Annotated in this window: 8 protein-coding genes; 1 reads left to right on the forward strand and 7 read right to left on the reverse strand. The window is 49.7% G+C overall.

The features are described from left to right. Window positions 1-127: 127 nt before the first annotated feature. From E1J53_RS06895 to E1J53_RS06925, 7 genes are all read right to left on the reverse strand, one after another. Window positions 128-1,726, reverse strand: a complete 1,599-nt coding sequence (locus E1J53_RS06895; RefSeq protein ID WP_134270959.1) for an ATP-binding protein — start codon at window positions 1,724-1,726, stop codon at window positions 128-130. Beyond that, entirely contained in the window at window positions 1,723-5,325 is a 3,603-nt protein-coding gene (locus E1J53_RS06900) for a TaqI-like C-terminal specificity domain-containing protein (RefSeq protein WP_134270958.1), read from the reverse strand. The genes E1J53_RS06895 and E1J53_RS06900 overlap by 4 nt, the downstream gene beginning before the upstream one ends. Then, window positions 5,322-8,588 carry a helicase-related protein gene (locus tag E1J53_RS06905; protein ID WP_134270957.1) on the reverse strand — a complete coding sequence of 1,089 codons (3,267 nt, stop codon included), beginning with the start codon at window positions 8,586-8,588 and terminating at the stop codon, window positions 5,322-5,324. The genes E1J53_RS06900 and E1J53_RS06905 overlap by 4 nt, the downstream gene beginning before the upstream one ends. Beyond that, window positions 8,585-8,863: a helix-turn-helix domain-containing protein gene (locus E1J53_RS06910; protein WP_134270956.1), complete on the reverse strand. Its 279-nt coding sequence runs from the start codon at window positions 8,861-8,863 to the stop codon at window positions 8,585-8,587. The genes E1J53_RS06905 and E1J53_RS06910 overlap by 4 nt, the downstream gene beginning before the upstream one ends. A 471-nt stretch (window positions 8,864-9,334) precedes the next feature. Next, window positions 9,335-12,361: a hypothetical protein gene (locus E1J53_RS06915; protein WP_134270955.1), complete on the reverse strand. Its 3,027-nt coding sequence runs from the start codon at window positions 12,359-12,361 to the stop codon at window positions 9,335-9,337. Window positions 12,362-13,676: 1,315 nt separating this feature from the next. Next, entirely contained in the window at window positions 13,677-14,465 is a 789-nt protein-coding gene (locus E1J53_RS06920; protein WP_253930914.1) for a sulfite exporter TauE/SafE family protein, read from the reverse strand. Next, window positions 14,462-15,193: an RDD family protein gene (locus tag E1J53_RS06925; protein WP_134270954.1), complete on the reverse strand. Its 732-nt coding sequence runs from the start codon at window positions 15,191-15,193 to the stop codon at window positions 14,462-14,464. The genes E1J53_RS06920 and E1J53_RS06925 overlap by 4 nt, the downstream gene beginning before the upstream one ends. A gap of 900 nt (window positions 15,194-16,093) precedes the next feature. Between E1J53_RS06925 and E1J53_RS06930 the strand changes: the two genes are divergently transcribed. Next, the gene (locus E1J53_RS06930; protein WP_134270953.1) at window positions 16,094-17,503 is read left to right on the forward strand and encodes a sensor histidine kinase KdpD; all 1,410 of its coding nucleotides are present in this window, start codon (window positions 16,094-16,096) and stop codon (window positions 17,501-17,503) included. The last annotated feature ends 90 nt before the right edge of the window (window positions 17,504-17,593 follow it).

Below are 17,593 nucleotides of genomic sequence, written 5' to 3' on the forward strand. Positions count from 1 at the left end.
TCTGACAGTCGGCAACTATTTATTTCATTTCTGTCAGCGTTGGGGTCAGCCATCCTCTTTGGGAAGTTTTGACTATTGTGCCTGCTTTGAGCGACTTGCCAAGGTGTATGAACGCATTGGGTCGACCTCATAGTTTTATTCCGCTTAAGGTTGAAACTTGTTCCAAGGTTTCAATTGCTATCTTTAATTCATTTTGGAATACTGGAGTGTATACGTCATGATGAGAACCCGGGTTGAATATGTTCGTTCTCATTTGGTCTAAGTCCGAAATGATCGTTCTTGACCACCCTCTTGTTCGGGCAAAAGCCCTACTTTTATTTATCAGTTGACTTAGGTTAAGCCTATTAAAACTTCTATCATATTGTTTATTCTTTGGCACGAATTCATAAACGAAACATTCGGTAGCTTTCCTCATATGATTTGCAGAAGCTGCAAATTCCTTTTGTTTGAAGAATGATTTTGCCTTTTCCAGATTTGTCTTTGACCTTAATATAAGTGGATACTTTATATTCTTCTCTTCATCTAGGTACATTTCAAGTTTTATCCAAGCACTAGATGAGCCTGACGCATTGATTTTCCCCTTAGCTAATTCAAAAAAATAGCGGTCATGTGTCATCATCAAAAGTTGGTAATCCGTACTATATCGATTGAGCAATAGGTTCAAAACCACATCCCGATTGCTCATGTCCAAACTCAAAAGCATATCGTCTATGGTCAAAAGTTTAAGTTCAGCCGTATTGGGTCTGTTAGTCCAGTCCTCGAGAATGGCAAATCGAATACTTAATCCAATGCTAGTCCATTTGGCTTCATTTAGGAATGAATGGGCACGTTTTACGACATTTCTTCGGCCTTCGTACCGTGGTATTTTCAGAATAACTTTTGGATCTTGCCAATTAAGTTCCTCAGCGGTTATTCCTGCTCTTGCAGACACATATTCTAGTTTGATTTCGAAGTTTTGACCAAAATCATTTTGTAGAATTTCATTAGCTCGGACTGCTCTGTCTCGTAGATAGGATTTAAACTTTTGGTTGAATTTCTTGAGCTTTCGCTCGTACTTTTGATACTTCTTATAATCCTTCTTAACTGCTTCGTCAGGATGCAGACGCATAGCAGGGTTAGGATAGACTTCCGTGTCCAGCTCATCAAAGTCTTTTACCTTTTCTGGACCTTCTTTGAGTTCCTGATAAACATCTCCAATACTATTAACTCGGCTAATTTGGTCAATAATGATATATGGAAAAATCTCATCCTCAAACCATCCAAACAGATTATTGTCTTTTGAATGCTTCACATGGTGCAAACGGAAAAGCACCCGATAATTGATGAAGTCGCTTGCCATTCCGCTCTCCCGAACATCAGAATTACCTTGAATAGCCGCAATGGTGTCGTCATCCCCATTTATCAAATACTCTTTTTGATTACCTGCTTCATCACCAAGAACTACTTTGATGTATGGTTTTTGTTTTTGTGCTCTGGTCGCATGGATGTTTACCAGGCCTGACTCATGACCTTTTGTAAAGTAATTTTTGACCTTTTGCTTACCCTCTTCTCCTTGTTTGAAAGCACTCTCCAGCAAGGTGTAAATAGCCCAATAAATGGTGGACTTCCCACTGCCGTTTTCTCCATAGATGAGTAGGTTATTTCCGCCAATTTCTAATAGCGGACTATTGGGATCATGCTTGGGAAAAAACTTGAAGTTCTGGATATGGAGTTCTTGCAGTTTCATGAGCCGGTTACGTCATTGATTCTTCTGATAATCTCACTCCGGCTTTCCGATACCAAAATACGGTTGCGAATAGGATTATCTTTTTGCTGTAGCTCGTAATACATTTTTTGGATGGTGGCTTTTTTCTCTTCCGGGTTCATTTCTGAAATATCCGGGAAGGATTTTTCATTGATGAATTGTAGTACATCCAACTCTTTATCTTTCATCTCCTTTTCGAAATAGAGTTCGTAGACTATCATATTGGCTATATCTTCAAAAAAATCACTCATTCGCTGATTGCTAATGCCCTCATTAATTTCCTCTGATGCAGGATCATTCAGGTATAACAAGACCTCTCCAATGTTCTCAACTTTTGCAATATTGGCATCCGAGGAAAAGACTACCGGAATTTGCTCCACCTTGTATTTGTTCCACATGGTTGTTCCCATTCCAGAGCTGGTAGAAATTTGAGAAAAATACCAAACCAGGGTTTTTGAATTTAGCAACACCATCAAATACTTCAATTGGTCACCGGTCAAAATGAAGGTTGTTTTGTTGGTGTAGTAACCTTCTTCATCGTACACAAACTTGGGAAGGTCTGATAGTTCGGCCCAGATTAGCTTAGGCTTCTCAAAATCGAGAATATAAGCGCAATCCCTGAGATTAGTCCAATGATTTCCTTGGTCACTTCTTTTTAAAAGTCTATCCTTAAGCTCTGGATTTGAGAAATATTGAAATAATGTAGGGTAATCTTTCTCTACATCTACTGGAGGTATTAACTCATTTTTTACTCCATTATGGGCATTTATCAACCAGTCATCATTCCATTCAATCCGGTATTTAGAAAGATCTCGGCCACTCAAAAATCGCTTGATGATTTCACTATTCTTCGGATCCTGCTCAATAAGCTTATTTCTAAGCCCTGTTTTGATAATGAAAGCTTTGTTATAGCCGGTTAATATGCCTCGATTTGGGGTGAACTTTTGCCCCAAAGGAACTCCGGCTTCTTCAATCATAAGCTTAATTCGATAATCCTCAGGATCAGCCACACTCCATCCATCATCATTAAGGCTATCTAGTACGATGTGTCTCTTTTGTTGATACGAAGCCAGAGGCGTATTTCCTAAGTCAGATTGAACGGCGGTGGCTTGGAGATACCCTTTGAACTTTTCTCTTTTCAAGACGAGGATATTTGTTTCAACAGTCGCAGCAGGAAATAATAGGGTGTCTTCAAAGTTGAGAAGTCTAACAGGATTGGTATTGGCTCTGAAATACTGACGTAATGCTTTGCCGTATTTGGCCCTCATCCATGAATTAGATGTAATAAAAGATAACACCCCTCCCTGAGACTTCAGCATCTCTGTTCCTTTCTCATAAAAAAGACAATATATATCGGCAGAACGGGAAAAAGTATCAAATTTTGCATCCTGATACACAGAAGCTTCTTCTTTAATTTTTTGCAATTGAATATAAGGCGGATTGCCAATCATCACATCAAAACCACCTTTATCAAAGACATCCATAAAGTATAAATGCCACAGAAAATAGGGGCGTTCGTCAGTTTCTTCAAACTTCAGGAGGTTTTGCCTTGCCTTGGCTTTGTTTTCCAGTTGTTTTTGGCGTTTGCCTATTTCCCTGAGTTCCTTACTTTTTCTATCGTATTGCGCTTTTTGGCTTTCGGAAAGTCCTTCCGTTTTAGCCTTATATCTTTTCTCATAGGCGGCAATCTCAATCAGCAATTGGTTCTCATAGCCTTCTAGTGATTTATCAATATGATTCAGAACATTGCTATCTATGGCCTTATGAATTCGAGACTTTTCTTCCCTATCTTCTACTTGGAAATAGTTTTGTACCAACTGCTTAATACTCTTACGGTTTTCTTCGCCAAAACCATAGGAGGAATCTGGTTCTTCAAACATGCTGGCTTGGAAAACAGTAACTTGTGGTTCTTCAAGAACAGCCACCTTGCTTAGGTCAATACCTTCATATTGCTCCAGCAAGCTGTTACCCTGCATGATCTTGTAGTCCAGGTTAGGCAGGGGATGCGGGTTAACCTCTTCCACCACTAGGGCCAGCCAAAATCGCAGTTGGGCAATGTCTACCGCACCTTTTTCAATATCCACTCCATAAATTGAATTTTGGATGATGTTCTTTTTGGTGGCTGCCGGGTCAAACGGCTGGCTAGTTTTGAGGTAAGGATAGATGAATCGCTTGGATTCAAAGATTTCCTGCAACATGCCAATGGGAAATGCTCCCGAACCAATGGCCGGGTCGCATACTTTGATGTCGTCCAACAGCTGATTGAGCTTGGCCGCCTTGTCCCTTTCTGCAAGAAAAGCTGAAACGGAATGCTGACGAATAAACTCATCAATATCCTGTCTTTTGTCAAAGTGGTTGTACAGATACTGAATCAGGCTTTCCTGACACATATACTGCACAATTTCCTTGGGGGTGTAAAAAGCCCCTTTCTCCCGGTTTTCTTCTAGCAGGTTTTCAAAAATGTGACCTAGCATTTCCGGGTCAATGCCCACTTCATGGTCGTCCGGGCTGTTTTCGTCTATAGTGAAATTGTATTGCTCAAAGAATTCCAACAGTTCTTCAAAGTATTGCACTGGGAAATCTACTTTGAACGTCGCTTTGTTTTTTTCCGGCTCAAAAAGTCCTCCGTTCAGGTAAGGTACATGAGATCCGCTCAGCTTCCCTTCCAGTCCCGCAATGTGGAATACACCATTAGGCCGTTTGGTATTAAGTGTTTCAAAAAACAGTTTGGTCAGGCATTTGCTGTGAAAATGTTCTTTGTCAGCAAACTCCTCAAAGATCACCTGCATGAAGCGTTTTTCACCGTCCTGCCACTCGTTGGGTTCTGAAGAGCAGCCCATCCAGCCTTTTTTTTGCAAGAAGTGGAGAAATACAATACGACCGAGCAGTTTTTTTACAAAATCCCGTATTGGTTTTTCCTTCTTGTCAGTCTCCTCTTTTTCTGCATTAATCAATTCATCACGCCAAGGAGATTCAGCCAGGTATTTCCAAAACTTTTCGTAGTGGATTTTATAGGATTTGAAAAACTCCCGGTTCAGGGCTTCTACCGAGAAGACTTGTTGTACCTCTTTAATAGTTGCTTCCCCAGCTTCCTGTTTAGGGATAAGCGTCAATAACCGCTTGGCTGCCGTGGTACAGGCCTCATTAGGGCCAAGCAAATAAGTGTATCTTTTTGGTTTGGTTTCTCCTTTGATGAACTCACCCGTTTCCATATCCAAAGCAGACCACTTGGCAATGAAAGAGAAACGATAATCCTTTTGGCTGGAGTTATGGAAGAAAACAATTGCACCATGTGTAATGTCCTGATCAATGTGCTTGATGGCAATGTCCCGAAGTTCTTTACGGTTGCGGGCAATGACCACTTTATCTGCTACTTCTACATCAAAAATGGCCAATGACTTGTCATCATCTAAAGTGATTCGTCCGATCTGCTTGCCTTGAACTACTTTTTCGCGCTCATCAAATAAGGCTTGTACCTGAGAGAAGTATTGCACCTTTTTGAAAAACATAGGCAATAGCTCTTTCCAGTTGTCAAAACTGTAGGGCTGCTGCAATATCCGTTTTAGGTCCTTTTCTCTCATATTTTTTTCACAAAACTTTCTGAAATAATAATTTCAGGGTTCAATGACTTTTTGGATTTTGTTTTGGCTTCTCCACCTTCACCCTGAATGGTTTGCAATGGATAGCTCTTCAATATCTCAATAATCTTTTCCAGAATGACAGCCGGTTTTAAAGGAGACTTTTTGACGGTTCGTTTTAGTTTGTTAATGTCTCGCTGCAAGCGCTGAAACCGTCCCTTACGGATTGCCTCTTTTGCCTTAATGATTAGGCCTCTCTCTTCTTCGTTGGTAAAAGGCAAATCCAACATGGCATCCAAATAGGCAATTGCCCGCTTTTCATTCGGTCCTTGCGTTACATCCACCTTCTTATCCCGGGCTTTTTCAGCTTCAATCAAATCAGTGAATAGAGAAATGCCCGTTTGAACTTGTTCGTGGTGGTGATCATGAAGCTTGACGCCTTTTTCAACCGGTTCGGCCTCGAATATCTTCACCGTCTCAAGAAACGTCAATTCTTCTGTTTCTCCGTTTTTATTCACTTTAATAAAAGCATCCCGCTTTTGATCCTTAATATAGCAAATAGTGGACTCATCCAATTCGTCATTCTTCCTTCCCGCACGTGCCCGCAGCGGCATGTTCTTAATCTTCTTGAACAAGCCAGGTGTATCCTCCTTGATGTTACGAATCATCATGAGATAAGCTAGCTTCTCGTCTTTTTCTTCTTCTATGGTATGATCAAAGAGTCCGAAAGATTCCGTCTCTTCATCAGGCGAATAAATCTGACTATCTTCCCCAAGTGCAGCATGGAAAGCTTGTAACTTCATGATGGCTCGTTTCTCCAACTCAATGTCATTATTCACTTTGGCAGTGGGATAGAAATTGAAAACATAAACCTGTTCAGCAGTCGAACCGATTCGATTAACACGTCCAATGCGTTGCATCAAGCGAGTAGAATTCCAGGGCGTATCGTAATTTACGATCACATTCGAGCGATGAAGGTTGACCCCTTCAGCAAGAACTTCAGTGGTTAGAATGATGTCATACTTATTTTCCTGTTCTGTTTTGGGAAGGTTTGCATCAAAGTTCTTGCGCACAGTCGGCATTCGGTCTTTCCTAGATTTGCTATCCACCAAAATAATTCGCTGCGGAATGTGCTTTGGTAGTTCATCCATCAAATACTGAGTGGTTTCCTTACTTTCTGAGAACACCACTAATTTGGATTCCGGATTTATCTTCTTTTCAAGCAGCCTGTTCTGCAAATACTCAATGAATACATCCAGTTTGGGGTCTTCTGTTACTTCCTGCCATCTGGCATTAAGCTGCTTAAGCAAATCATAATCTTGTTTAAGTCCCGGAAGAAAGTCGTATTCAAAATCGTCCGGTTCACAGATGTCAATGGTGGGGTCTTCAATTGACTTTTCAATGATAAGTTCAAGAAGTTCTTCCTCTTTACCTTCATTGATCATGTCGGAAACAGGTAGATTGGGAGCAATGTAAATCTTGCCATTCTTAAACATGGTAATCATGGCTTCCGTAGCTCGAAAGAATCTGAAAAGTGATTGCTTAAAGGCGTAAAAACTGCTGTCAATCCTTTTTACAAGCATAGTTTTCATGATTTTAGCCAATTGCTCAGAAATCATGTCGGCCTGTTTGTACTTTTCTTTCTTGTGCGGTTTTAGGAAGCGAATTGCCTGGTAGCGGAAATATTTTAATCCTTGCGTTTTATGGCTCAAAACATGAATAGTTCTGTCGTACAAATCCTCCAAATGCGGCTCTAACTCATAAAGAATCTTTTCGGGTTGCCGAACGGCAGGAAAATTAATTCCCTGCTTTTTCAAATCTTCCGAATACAGTTCATGAGCCATCAAGTCTGTACGTGTTCTGCGCACAGTAAGCGGCTCAATGATTTTCGTTCGGATTCTCTCATAAATACGCTTTACACCTGCCTTGACCTGGTCCACATCAGACTCATCTTTCAGCTTTTTGTAGGCATCGATTTCACTTCTGAAGAAGTGCTGCAGATTTCCTATTTCAAGGGTGGAATTCTTGCTATCCTGGAAGAGATAAACAAGATTGGCAATATCTTCCGGCTTGTTATTAAGAGGAGTAGCAGAAATCAAGATTACTCGTTTAGACACTCTCGTTCCATCCGGTAATATTCGTTTAGTAGTAGTTTTACAAATTTTTTGCAGCTCGTTGTACATATCTGCCGTATCCGAACGAAATTTGTGGGCTTCATCTACAATGATCAAGTCATAACGTTCCAAACTTCTGAGTTTGTGAAGACTACCATTCGTAATGATTTTTACATTATCCAGATTAAACTTTTCAATGGTTTCTGACCAATTTTCTTTTAATGCGGGAGGAACGATAATTAGCGTCCTCGAACGGTGTTGAGGAAACCCATTAGAGTAGAAGTATTTTTTTGCAATCAGAGTCGCAACAATTGTTTTACCTAACCCAACCACATCCGCCAAGAAAAAACCGTTGTGCTTAACCATTTTGGCATAGCCATCATTAACGGCATCTACCTGATACGATAGCCGTTTAAAGCCTCTAGGCAGATCGGAAATAGAATTTGGGTCAAACTCGATGCTTTTCCCGAAATATTCGATTAGGAATTTGAGGTAGATTTCGTAAGGTGTATAGCCATCATTGAGATAGGTGTCCTTTTGAAGTTTCTCGATATAATCGGCATCAATAGGGACGGATTCTTCCCATAATTTCTCAAACGTTTCCGTTGCAAAGTCAATGTCGGAATTATCTCTTAGCTCAACATTGAATTCAAAGTTCCTTCCGAGTCCAGCATCTGTAAGATTACTTGAGCCAGTAATCACAGAACCATAACCATGATCATGCTTAACCTTTTCTCTAAAAATATAAATCTTGGCGTGAATATTCTGTTTAGGATGCACCTTGATTTTGACTTTCCCAGAAACAATGTCTTGAATGAGTTGAAGCATTCCTTCTTCAACCTTTTTGTCATATTCCGCTTCTTGTATATTCTTTTTTACTTCTTTAAAAAATTCCTCCTGGGCCTTTTCAGCATTCGCATCAAATAGTAACCCTTGTTGATTGGCCTCAAAGACAAGATGGTCAATATTGATTCCGACAAGTATACGGATTTCAGCAGCTTTTTCGACAAAGTCTCTGATTTGGAAATAACCTGAAGCACGGAAATAGCCAACAAGTGCATCAAAAAAGTGGATACTCTTGTGCTTAAATACACCTTCTAATTTGTTTAGAAGCGTGTTTTTGTCTTCGTTGGTGAAAAACTTTGTGCTCATAGGCTTTTCAACGTTTCATTCAGTCCATCTTTCAAATGCTTCAATCCACTGAATTGAGCCAAGATCGAGTGGATAATGAATTTAACCTCAACTTCTTTTAATTCCCTTTCAAGTACTTTCGAGAAAATGGGCAACATATCTTTCGTTGCTTCTCTTTCACCGCGTTCAATCTTGCTAAGTATTGAAGTGTCAATGTCGAGTTCGGCAGCAACTTTTCTGAGTGGTAAACCAATATTTTCTCGTTGTCCTCGCAGGTATTCTCCAAATGAATTCATCTCGAATAATTCGTTTAGACGATTCTGTCAAAAGTAGAGGATATTCTGGGATTTCCCTCTCAGCGGATCGGGGAAATTTTAGCTCTTTTGGTTTTTTGAAGTAGGATTTGACCGGTGGCAAAAACCAAATGTGCTAAAATGTGCGGTTTGGGCCGTTTTCAGCCTAGCATACAGCCTCAGCAGGCACTGCGCATATCTCCCGAAATATCCGTGCAATCACGCTAAAGGGCAGGTGTTAAGGATGTGGGGCAAGCCAAAACATAACAATTTTTCTAATCCAACACAACCCCACCCCCCAAATAAATCCCCTGTCCAAACATCTATGTTCAAACACGTAATATTCAGCTTTGCTCCTCCTGAATAGCCTTGCACCAGCGCGCTGCGGCCCTTAATACTCCCCCCAAAACCTCGGGGCCGCCACCCTCCAGCAACGGCCCCGAATCCAACCCCCAACAAGTAGGGATTATCTCCCTATTTATCCTTCATCACCCCTTCCAGCTTCACCTTCTCCGCCCGCAGCTCTTCCAGGCGCTCAAAAACGTCCCGGCCGGGCTCCTGATCCGCCCGCCGGACGACCCCGTAGAGGTAACCAATCTGCGCAATGAGCATGGGCTGCATGTAAGTACCCTCCGCTGTTTCCAGCAGCTGCTCCAGCTCCGCCAGCTCGGCGAGTTGGGCCTTCTGCTCGGCGGTGGGGTTGGCCTTGCCCTTAAGGGCCTTCTGCCGTTGCTTGATGTCGTGGCTCATCCGCTTGACGTCGGAGAGGAGATCGACGATCTCCAGCGCCACAGCCTCCTGCTGCTGCACGTCGGCCAGGGTGACGCCGCTGGCCGCCACGTTGGGGTCGAGCTGGAGGGCAAAGGATTCCTCCATCGTTTGCCCGTCTACGGTCAGGCGGACGGTGTAGGTGCCCGGCGCCACCATCGGCCCGCCGGCGTAGCGCCGGCGCTGGTTAGCGTCCCAGGCGCCGTGGTGCCGCATGTCCCAGCGGAAACGGTGCAGCCCCTCGGTGGTGCGCAGGGCACTGCTCAGGGTGTAGGCAATTTCTTCGGTCGACATATCCCGGGTCACCGTCCCGTCGCCCGTCGCGCCGCTGCCGCTGCGTAGGGTGCGGACGACCTTGCCCTCGGCGTTCAGGAAGTCCAGCTGGATCGGTCCGGCCACGCCCTTGGGCAGGTAGTACTCGACGTCAACTCCCGGCAGGCGGTAGTCGACGTGGTCGCTGCCACCCCGACCGCCGCGGTAACGGGCCCGGATGTGGTCGCGGGGCCGGAAGAGGCGGGGCGCATCGCCCGCCAGCGCTTCGGCCCCCTGGTGGAGGGCGGAGAGGTTATCCATCACCCAGAAGGAGCGGCCCATGGTGGAGAGCACCAGGTCCTTGCGGTGCACCTTGATGTCCGTGATGGGCGTCACCGGCAGGTTCTGCTGGAAGGATTTCCAGCTCTTGCCGTCGTCAAAGGAGATGAACATGCCAAACTCGGTCCCGGCGTAGAGCAGGCCCGCGCGGTCGGGGTCCTCGCGCACCACCCGCACGGGGTAATCGGCGGGGATGCCGTTGCTGCCGTCGGTGAGCAGGGTCCAGCTCTTACCGTAGTTGGTCGTTTTGTAGATGTAGGGCCGCCAGTCGCCCAGCTGGTAGCGCAGCACGCTGAAGTAGGCCTTGCCGGCATCGTGGGGCGAGGGCTCCACGCAGTCGACCCGACCGCCACCGGGCAGGTCCTTGGGCGTGACGTTGTCCCACTTGCCGCCGCCGTCGCGGGTGACGTGCACGGGACCGTCGTTGGCGCCGACCCAGATCACGCCCGCTTCCACGGCCGATTCGCGGATGGCGTAGATGGTGCTGTAGAATTCCTCCCCGGTGATGTCGCGGGTGATGGGCGCGCCCGAGATCACCTGCTTATCGTCCTCGAAGGCGGTCAGGTCCGGCGAGATGATCTCCCAGCTCTTGCCGTCGTCGGTGGTTTTGTGGACGAACTGCGAGGTGTGGTACACCACGTCGGGGTCGTGGGGCGAGACGTGGATGGGCGATACCCGCTGGAAGCGGAACTTCAGCTCCTTGGGGTTGTGGCCGTACATGTAGGCGGCGCCCACGTCGTAACTCTGCTCCTGCCCGGTGGTCTTGTTGTACACGCTGAAGCGGCCCTTGCAGTTGGCGTAGACGATGTTCGGGTTGCCGGGCTTGGGCACGGCGGGTCCCGTTTCGCAGCCGCCGGTGTTCATCACCAGTCCGATGGGTCCGGCCTGGTGGCCGTAGGGCGGCTGACTGGGCACCGCAATGGTGGTGTAGTTGTCCTGCTGCCCGGCGTAGAGCCAGTAGGGGTACTGGTCGTCGACCTCCACGGTGTAGAGCTCGGCCGTGGGTTGGTTCAGCTGGGTCGACCAGGTTTTGCCGCCGTTGTGGGTCACGTTGGCGCCGCCGTCGTTGGCCTGGATGAAGAGCTGCGGGTTATCGGGGTTGATCCACATATCGTGGTTGTCGCCGTGGGGCGGATTGAGGCGGCCCCAGCTCTTCCCGCCGTCGACGGATTTCAGGTAGGGCGTCGCCATCACGTAGACTACGTCGGTGTCCTTTGGGTCCACGTCCAGGTTGCTGTAGTAGAAGGGCCGGATGCCGAGGCGGCGGTCGTTCGAGACGTGCGTCCAGTTTTCCCCCTGGTCATCCGAGCGGTACAGGCCGACCTTATCGTCGGGGGCTTCCACCAGTGCGTACACCAGGCTCGGATTGGCCGGACTCACGGCCAGGTCGATCTTCCCGACGATGCCCGTCGGCAGTCCGCCACCCAGTTTCTCCCAGGTATCGCCGCCGTCGATGGATTTGTAGATGCCGTGCTCTTCGCCGCCGCTGATGATGGTCCAGGGCTTCCGCTCGGCCCGCCAGACGGTGGCGTAAATGATGTCGGGGTTGCTGGGCATGAATTCCAGGTCCGCCGCGCCGGTTTGCTCCGAGATGAAAAGCACCTTCTCCCAGCTCTTCCCGCCGTCCTTCGTGCGGAAGACGCCCCGCTCCGGGTTGGGCGCAAAGGCGTTGCCAATGGCCGCTACGAAGACGACGTTATGGTTCTCCGGGTGGATCTCCACGGCGCCGATGTGGCCCGTCTTTTCCAGTCCGATATGCTTCCAGCTCTTGCCCGCGTCCACGGATTTATACACCCCCTTGCCGGTGATCACGTTGGAGCGCAGGCCGTCCGATCCCGTGCCCACGTAGACGATATTCGGGTCGTTCTGCGCCACCCGAATCGCCCCGATCGAGGGCGTGGCGAAGTAGCCGTCGGAGACGTTGCTCCAGCTCGTGCCGTAGTCCTCCGTTTTCCACACCCCGCCACCGGTGGCGCCCATGTAGAACACATTGGGCTGGGTCCGTACGCCGGCTACGGCCGTGGCGCGTCCGCCGCGGGTGGGACCCACGTTGCGGTACTCAAGGTGGTCCAGCTCCATTTGCGCGGGCAGCTCGGCGAGGAACAACAGGCACAGCAGGGCGAGGAGGAAGGGGTGTTTCATTGGGAAGTGGCTTTTTGTTGTGGCTAAGATAGCGGATAGGATTTTTGATGTTTGATTTTTGACGTTTGAAGTAGGGGGGAGATACTGGGTGCAGCGGTTGGAGGGCGTGGAGAGGTTAGGCTTTTTCTTTTCTTCCTTCTTTGGTCTTCTCTCTTCCATCTTACAACTTGGGCGACGGCGCGCAGGTGCAATGTGTCGCGGCACCAGCAAGGTCGTCGGCCGAGACGTGAGGCACGAGCTGGCTCGTCCGCCGACCGGGGGTAAGGCTTCGGGTATTCTTTCATCCTTTAACCTAAATTATGGGACACCAACCGGACACTCAAAGGACCGCTTCGCGGACACTTCAAGGACCTACTTTCCCTGCGTCCTTCAGCTGTTTTATGACTGCTAAGCCCCACTCGGCCGACGAGTCAGTTCCTGCGTCACGCCTCGGCGGACGAGTTCGCTGGTATTTCCTGGAGTTGCCTTTCCCCGTCTAACGCCCAGCCGGACAAGCCCAAGGCAACCACACCCACTTTCCCGCAGCAGCCAAACAAAACCACTCCAGTAGCGACGGCTTCAGCCGTTGAACGAAACCTTTCGCCGGATAAATCCGGCGCTACTGTACCAACAAAAGTTATTTTGTAACAGCCCACCAACAATCCTCCCTCGCGACCTCGAAGCGTCCGCAGGACCTTTGAGCGTCGCTTCGGGAAATCCTTTCTTATGTAACCCAAAAGATAAGCGTCCGACCAGCCAGGTCGCCGACCGAAACGCGGGGACGATATTCCGACGACCTTTAGACTTCCTACTTTTGGTCCATCAGGTCCGCTCAATTTTAGCGACTGCCCATCGGTGAAGTTTAATCATACCCCAAATAAGGAATGGAATAAACAGGACCAGTATTCCTAATCCAAGGGTGCTCGTCATGAAGGCAAGCACTACGGAAGTGCTTTCGGAAAGGAAGAATAACAGTCCGATAAGTAGGGTCACCTCAACGGCGTAGAGAATACCCTTCCTTTTTTGCACCTTTCTGGAGTGTACGTTATCCATTCTCTGGGTTTTATGGCATTGATGATCTTGCGAGACCTAGACTTTACTGTCCGAAAGGCAAGATAATCGAGATTATGATTTCTGGCGTGCCGCGATGCATCGGATGACCCGTCGCTTTGCTCCGGAGACATCCGATGAACGCTACCTCTTTCTTGCGCTCATTCAATGTGTCGCGCCATTGCATCCCGGCTAAGCACGAGGATTCTACTTCGCTGCACCTGCGCTCCGTCGCAATAAATGATCAACGGCATCATCCTAACTCCTAAATCCTCCATCCTAAATCCTACCCCAACATCCCCCCAATCTCCCCCCAAAACGCCTTCAAAATCGCGGCGATGATCACCACGATGAGCAGGCGGTAGGCGTACAGCCCGGCCTTCGGGTGGGTGGAGGCGAACTTGGCGGTGAGGTAGCCACCGATCATCTGTCCGGCGGCCATGAGCGCGCCGATTTCCCAGCTGATGAGGCCCCGCCAGGCGAAGATGGCAACCGCCAGGATGGTGTAAACGGTGACGACGATGGCCTTGACGACGTTGCCCTGGATGATGTCGTAGCGGGCGATGAGCACCATGATGGCGAGGAAGAAAACGCCCATGCCCATCTGGATGAACCCGCCGTAAACACCGATGGCGAAGAAGAGCGGCACGCTAAGCCAGGCGCTCAGCTGCCGGGGAGATTTGGGCACTACCAGCCAGCGCTTGGGCTTGACGAGGATGACGACAAGCATCACGATGAGCAGGTAGCGGAAGACCTGCCGGAAGCCTTCGTTGGAGATGATCAGACTCCAGTAGATCCCGAGGATGGCCCCCAGGGTGGTGATGATGACGATGCGCCACATACCGCGCTGCCGCTCGGCGGGCAGCTTAAAACGATCACCGCGGTAGAAGCCATAGGTCGCCGCGGCCCCGTTGCCGAGCACGCCCACCCGGTTGGTGCCGTTGGCGACGTCGGGCGGCAGCCCAAGCAACTCCATCAGGATGGTCAGAGTGATGGCCGAGCCGTTGCCGGAGAGGGTGTTGACGCAGCCGGCCAGGAGGGCGCCGGCCAGGGCAATCAGGTAGTCGGTCATCATCGGGTGAGGACGATGTAGTCCAGCAGGAGGATTTCCAGGAATTTCTCCGGACTGTGGGGCACCGCCGCCTTATCCAGCTCCAGGATGTCGGCCATCTTCACGGCCAGCTGACGGACCGCCCGCCGGTGGGCGGGATTGCCGTAGCGGCGCCAGCGCGCCAGGGTTTGCTTGACGATCATCATGTCGGCGTCGGTGAAGCGCTGCACGCCGGGGAATTCGGGTTCGTGCTCGTCCCGGTTGCGGATGCTCATGATTTCCTCCAGGGTGAAGGAGGTGGAAGCCGAAGTGTGGATGACTACGGTGCCGGCCACGATGTCCCCCAGCCGCTGCGCGTGCCGCCCGCTGGAGATCAGCAGGATGGCGGGGACGCCCCCGCTGAACACGACGTCCGGCAGCAGGAATACGGCCCGGGTGAGGAAGTCGGCCGGGGTGGGATCTTTGCCGTCCAGCCGGATTACCCGCAGCCCCACGATCCGCTTGCCGAGCGTCTGTCCGCGACTCAGCATTTCGCTGAAGAAAAAGTACAGCAGCAGGATAAAGAGGGGCATGAGGCCGAAGACGGTACCGTCGAAAAAATTGAACAGTCCGGCCATGGTGGTGGCCAGGATAAAGTTGATGATGATCAGGATGATCAGGTCAATCATAAAGCTGCCGATCCGGGTGCCGGTCTTCGCCAGCTCGTAGTCGATGCTGACGTTCTGGGTGGTATGGATCGTTACGCTGGCCATTGGTGGCGGGAAGGTACGGAAAGTTAGGATTTAGGATGGAGGATCAAGGATGCAGGTGGAGGAGTAGTGTCCGGAAAAGGCTTGCTCCGCAAGCTGGTCGTAAAGGCAAAGGAAAAAGGATCATCCGGCCTACTGCGATGCTCGATTGGTGTACGCATTGGGCGATTCCGGGGAAATCACCGCCATAATTTAAGGCGCGCTCAGTAGGCGGCAAGGCTTGCCTGACCGCTACCTTTCCGCTTTCCAACCTTAATTTTATCTCCAGAAGCCACCCTGGTCGGAACCGTCGGTCGCGCAGCCATCGGCAAGCGGCCGCTGGTCCGAACAGTGGAGTCGACAATCATCATCTTTCCTCTCTTACGCGGCGTGGTTGATTCGAAGACCGTTCGGACGTCGTCCCACTTGCCAACGGCTGTGTGGAACAGACTTCCGACCGGCCAGGGGAGAAAAAAGGCTTGAGGTTGCAGAATCAAGAATCTCTTGCTTCTCACCGCCCCACCAGCAACCAGCAACCCAGCAACCGACCCCCGCGCCCGCGGCGCGCGCCCCAAAGCGGCCGCCGGTCCGAACAGTGGAGTCGACACCCAAAGGAAAAAACCTACAGGCTCCTCAAAGTGTGCCGGTCTGCCGCAGGCGAACGGTTCCTTTGAGCGTGCCGGCCGGGAAAGGATCAAGGTTTTAGGATCGAGGATTAAGGATAGTCATCTATGGCTTCTCACTGCTCCCTCAGTAATCAGGATCCCAGCAACTCAGCAACCAACCCCCGCGCCCGCGGCGCGCCCCAAAGCGTTAACCTTAGCTTAAAGATGGCCCCGGATGATAACTCCACCTGGCCCAGGTGCGTACTTAGTGCGTCCTCCCTGGTAAAAACCCGCATATTCCTATTTTGTGGCAAGTTACATGAGTAAAAAGAACATCTTCCTGATCGTTGGCCTCATCGTGGTGGCCATTGTCGGCGTGATCTTGTTGCAGTTGGACATGATCCGCACCGGTATGCAGATCAACGAAGAGCGCTACGACAAGGCCATCCAGACGGCCCTCAACCACGTCGCCGAGGAACTGGAAGACAACGAGGCCCGCGAGATCGACCTGATCCACAACGGATTCACCAGCGGCAACCTGAACCGAGCGGTAAAATCCCCCTCCCTGCTCGGAGGAAGCGGGGTGCAGCTGCGGCTCACCGACGGTCAGCCCTACTCCTACCGCCTCGAGTTGCAGGCCCAGTTCGCCAACCGCCCGCTCCACGAGCGGGTCAACCGGAACTTCCTCGACAAAAAGCTGCAGCAGGAATTTGAGAACGCCGCCCTGACGGGCAACCTCGAATACGGCGTCTACGACAACCGCCGCCACCAGTTCGTCATCCGCAACGGCCGCCGGCTCTCGGAGACGGGTTCCGACACCACCCTGCACCAGGACCTGCTCCACAGCGCCTACCGGGTCTCCCTCTTCGACGAGCAAAACGAAACGCCGGGCTACCTGATGGCCTACAGTCCGGAGAAGAAAAGCGTCATCTTCAACTCCATCGGCGGCAACCTGCTGGCCAGCCTCCTGTTTGTAAGCATCATTTTGGGTTGCTTCATCTACACGATCTACGTCATCGTGCGGCAGAAGAAACTCTCCGAGATGAAGACCGACTTCATCAACAACATGACCCACGAGTTCAAAACGCCCATCGCGACGATCTCTCTGGCCACCGACAGCATCAACAGCCCGCGCATCGCGGGCAATCCGGAGAAGGTCCGCCGCTTCGCCACCATCATCAAGCAGGAGAACAAGCGGATGAACGACCAGGTGGAGAAGGTTCTCCAGATGGCCAAGCTCGATAAGTCTAAACTCAACCTCAACCTGACGGCCGTCGACCTCCACGAAGTCATCACCAGTGCCGTGGAATACATCTCCTTGCAGGTGGAGCCCCGCGGCGGAAAAGTCACCACCGCTCTGGCCGCATCCCCGGCCATCGTAGAGGGCGATTATACCCACATCAGCAGCCTGATCAACAACTTATTGGACAACGCGAATAAATATTCTGCAGAAAAACCAAAGATCATCGTCTCCACACGCAATGTTAATAAGGGAGTTGAGGTTACTGTTAAGGATCATGGCATCGGAATGAGCCGTGAGGCGCGAAAAAACATTTTTGATCGTTTCTATCGTGTGCATACGGGCGACCGGCACGACGTTAAGGGCTTCGGATTAGGACTTTCTTACGTGAAAACCATCATCGAAGTACACGGCGGCACGATTAACGTAAAGAGTGAATTGGGGAAGGGCAGTAGCTTCATCGTTACTTTCCCCTACCGCCAACCCTAAGTGGACGATTGGTTTTTTAGTCATTTTAGTCCGTCGTCTCGTTAGTCTATTGGGAGGGAACCCCACACCCCCCTTCGTCTACAAGTCTAA

It is taken from the genome of Lewinella sp. W8 (assembly GCF_004375085.3).
Classification (GTDB): Bacteria; Bacteroidota; Bacteroidia; order Chitinophagales; family Saprospiraceae; genus Neolewinella.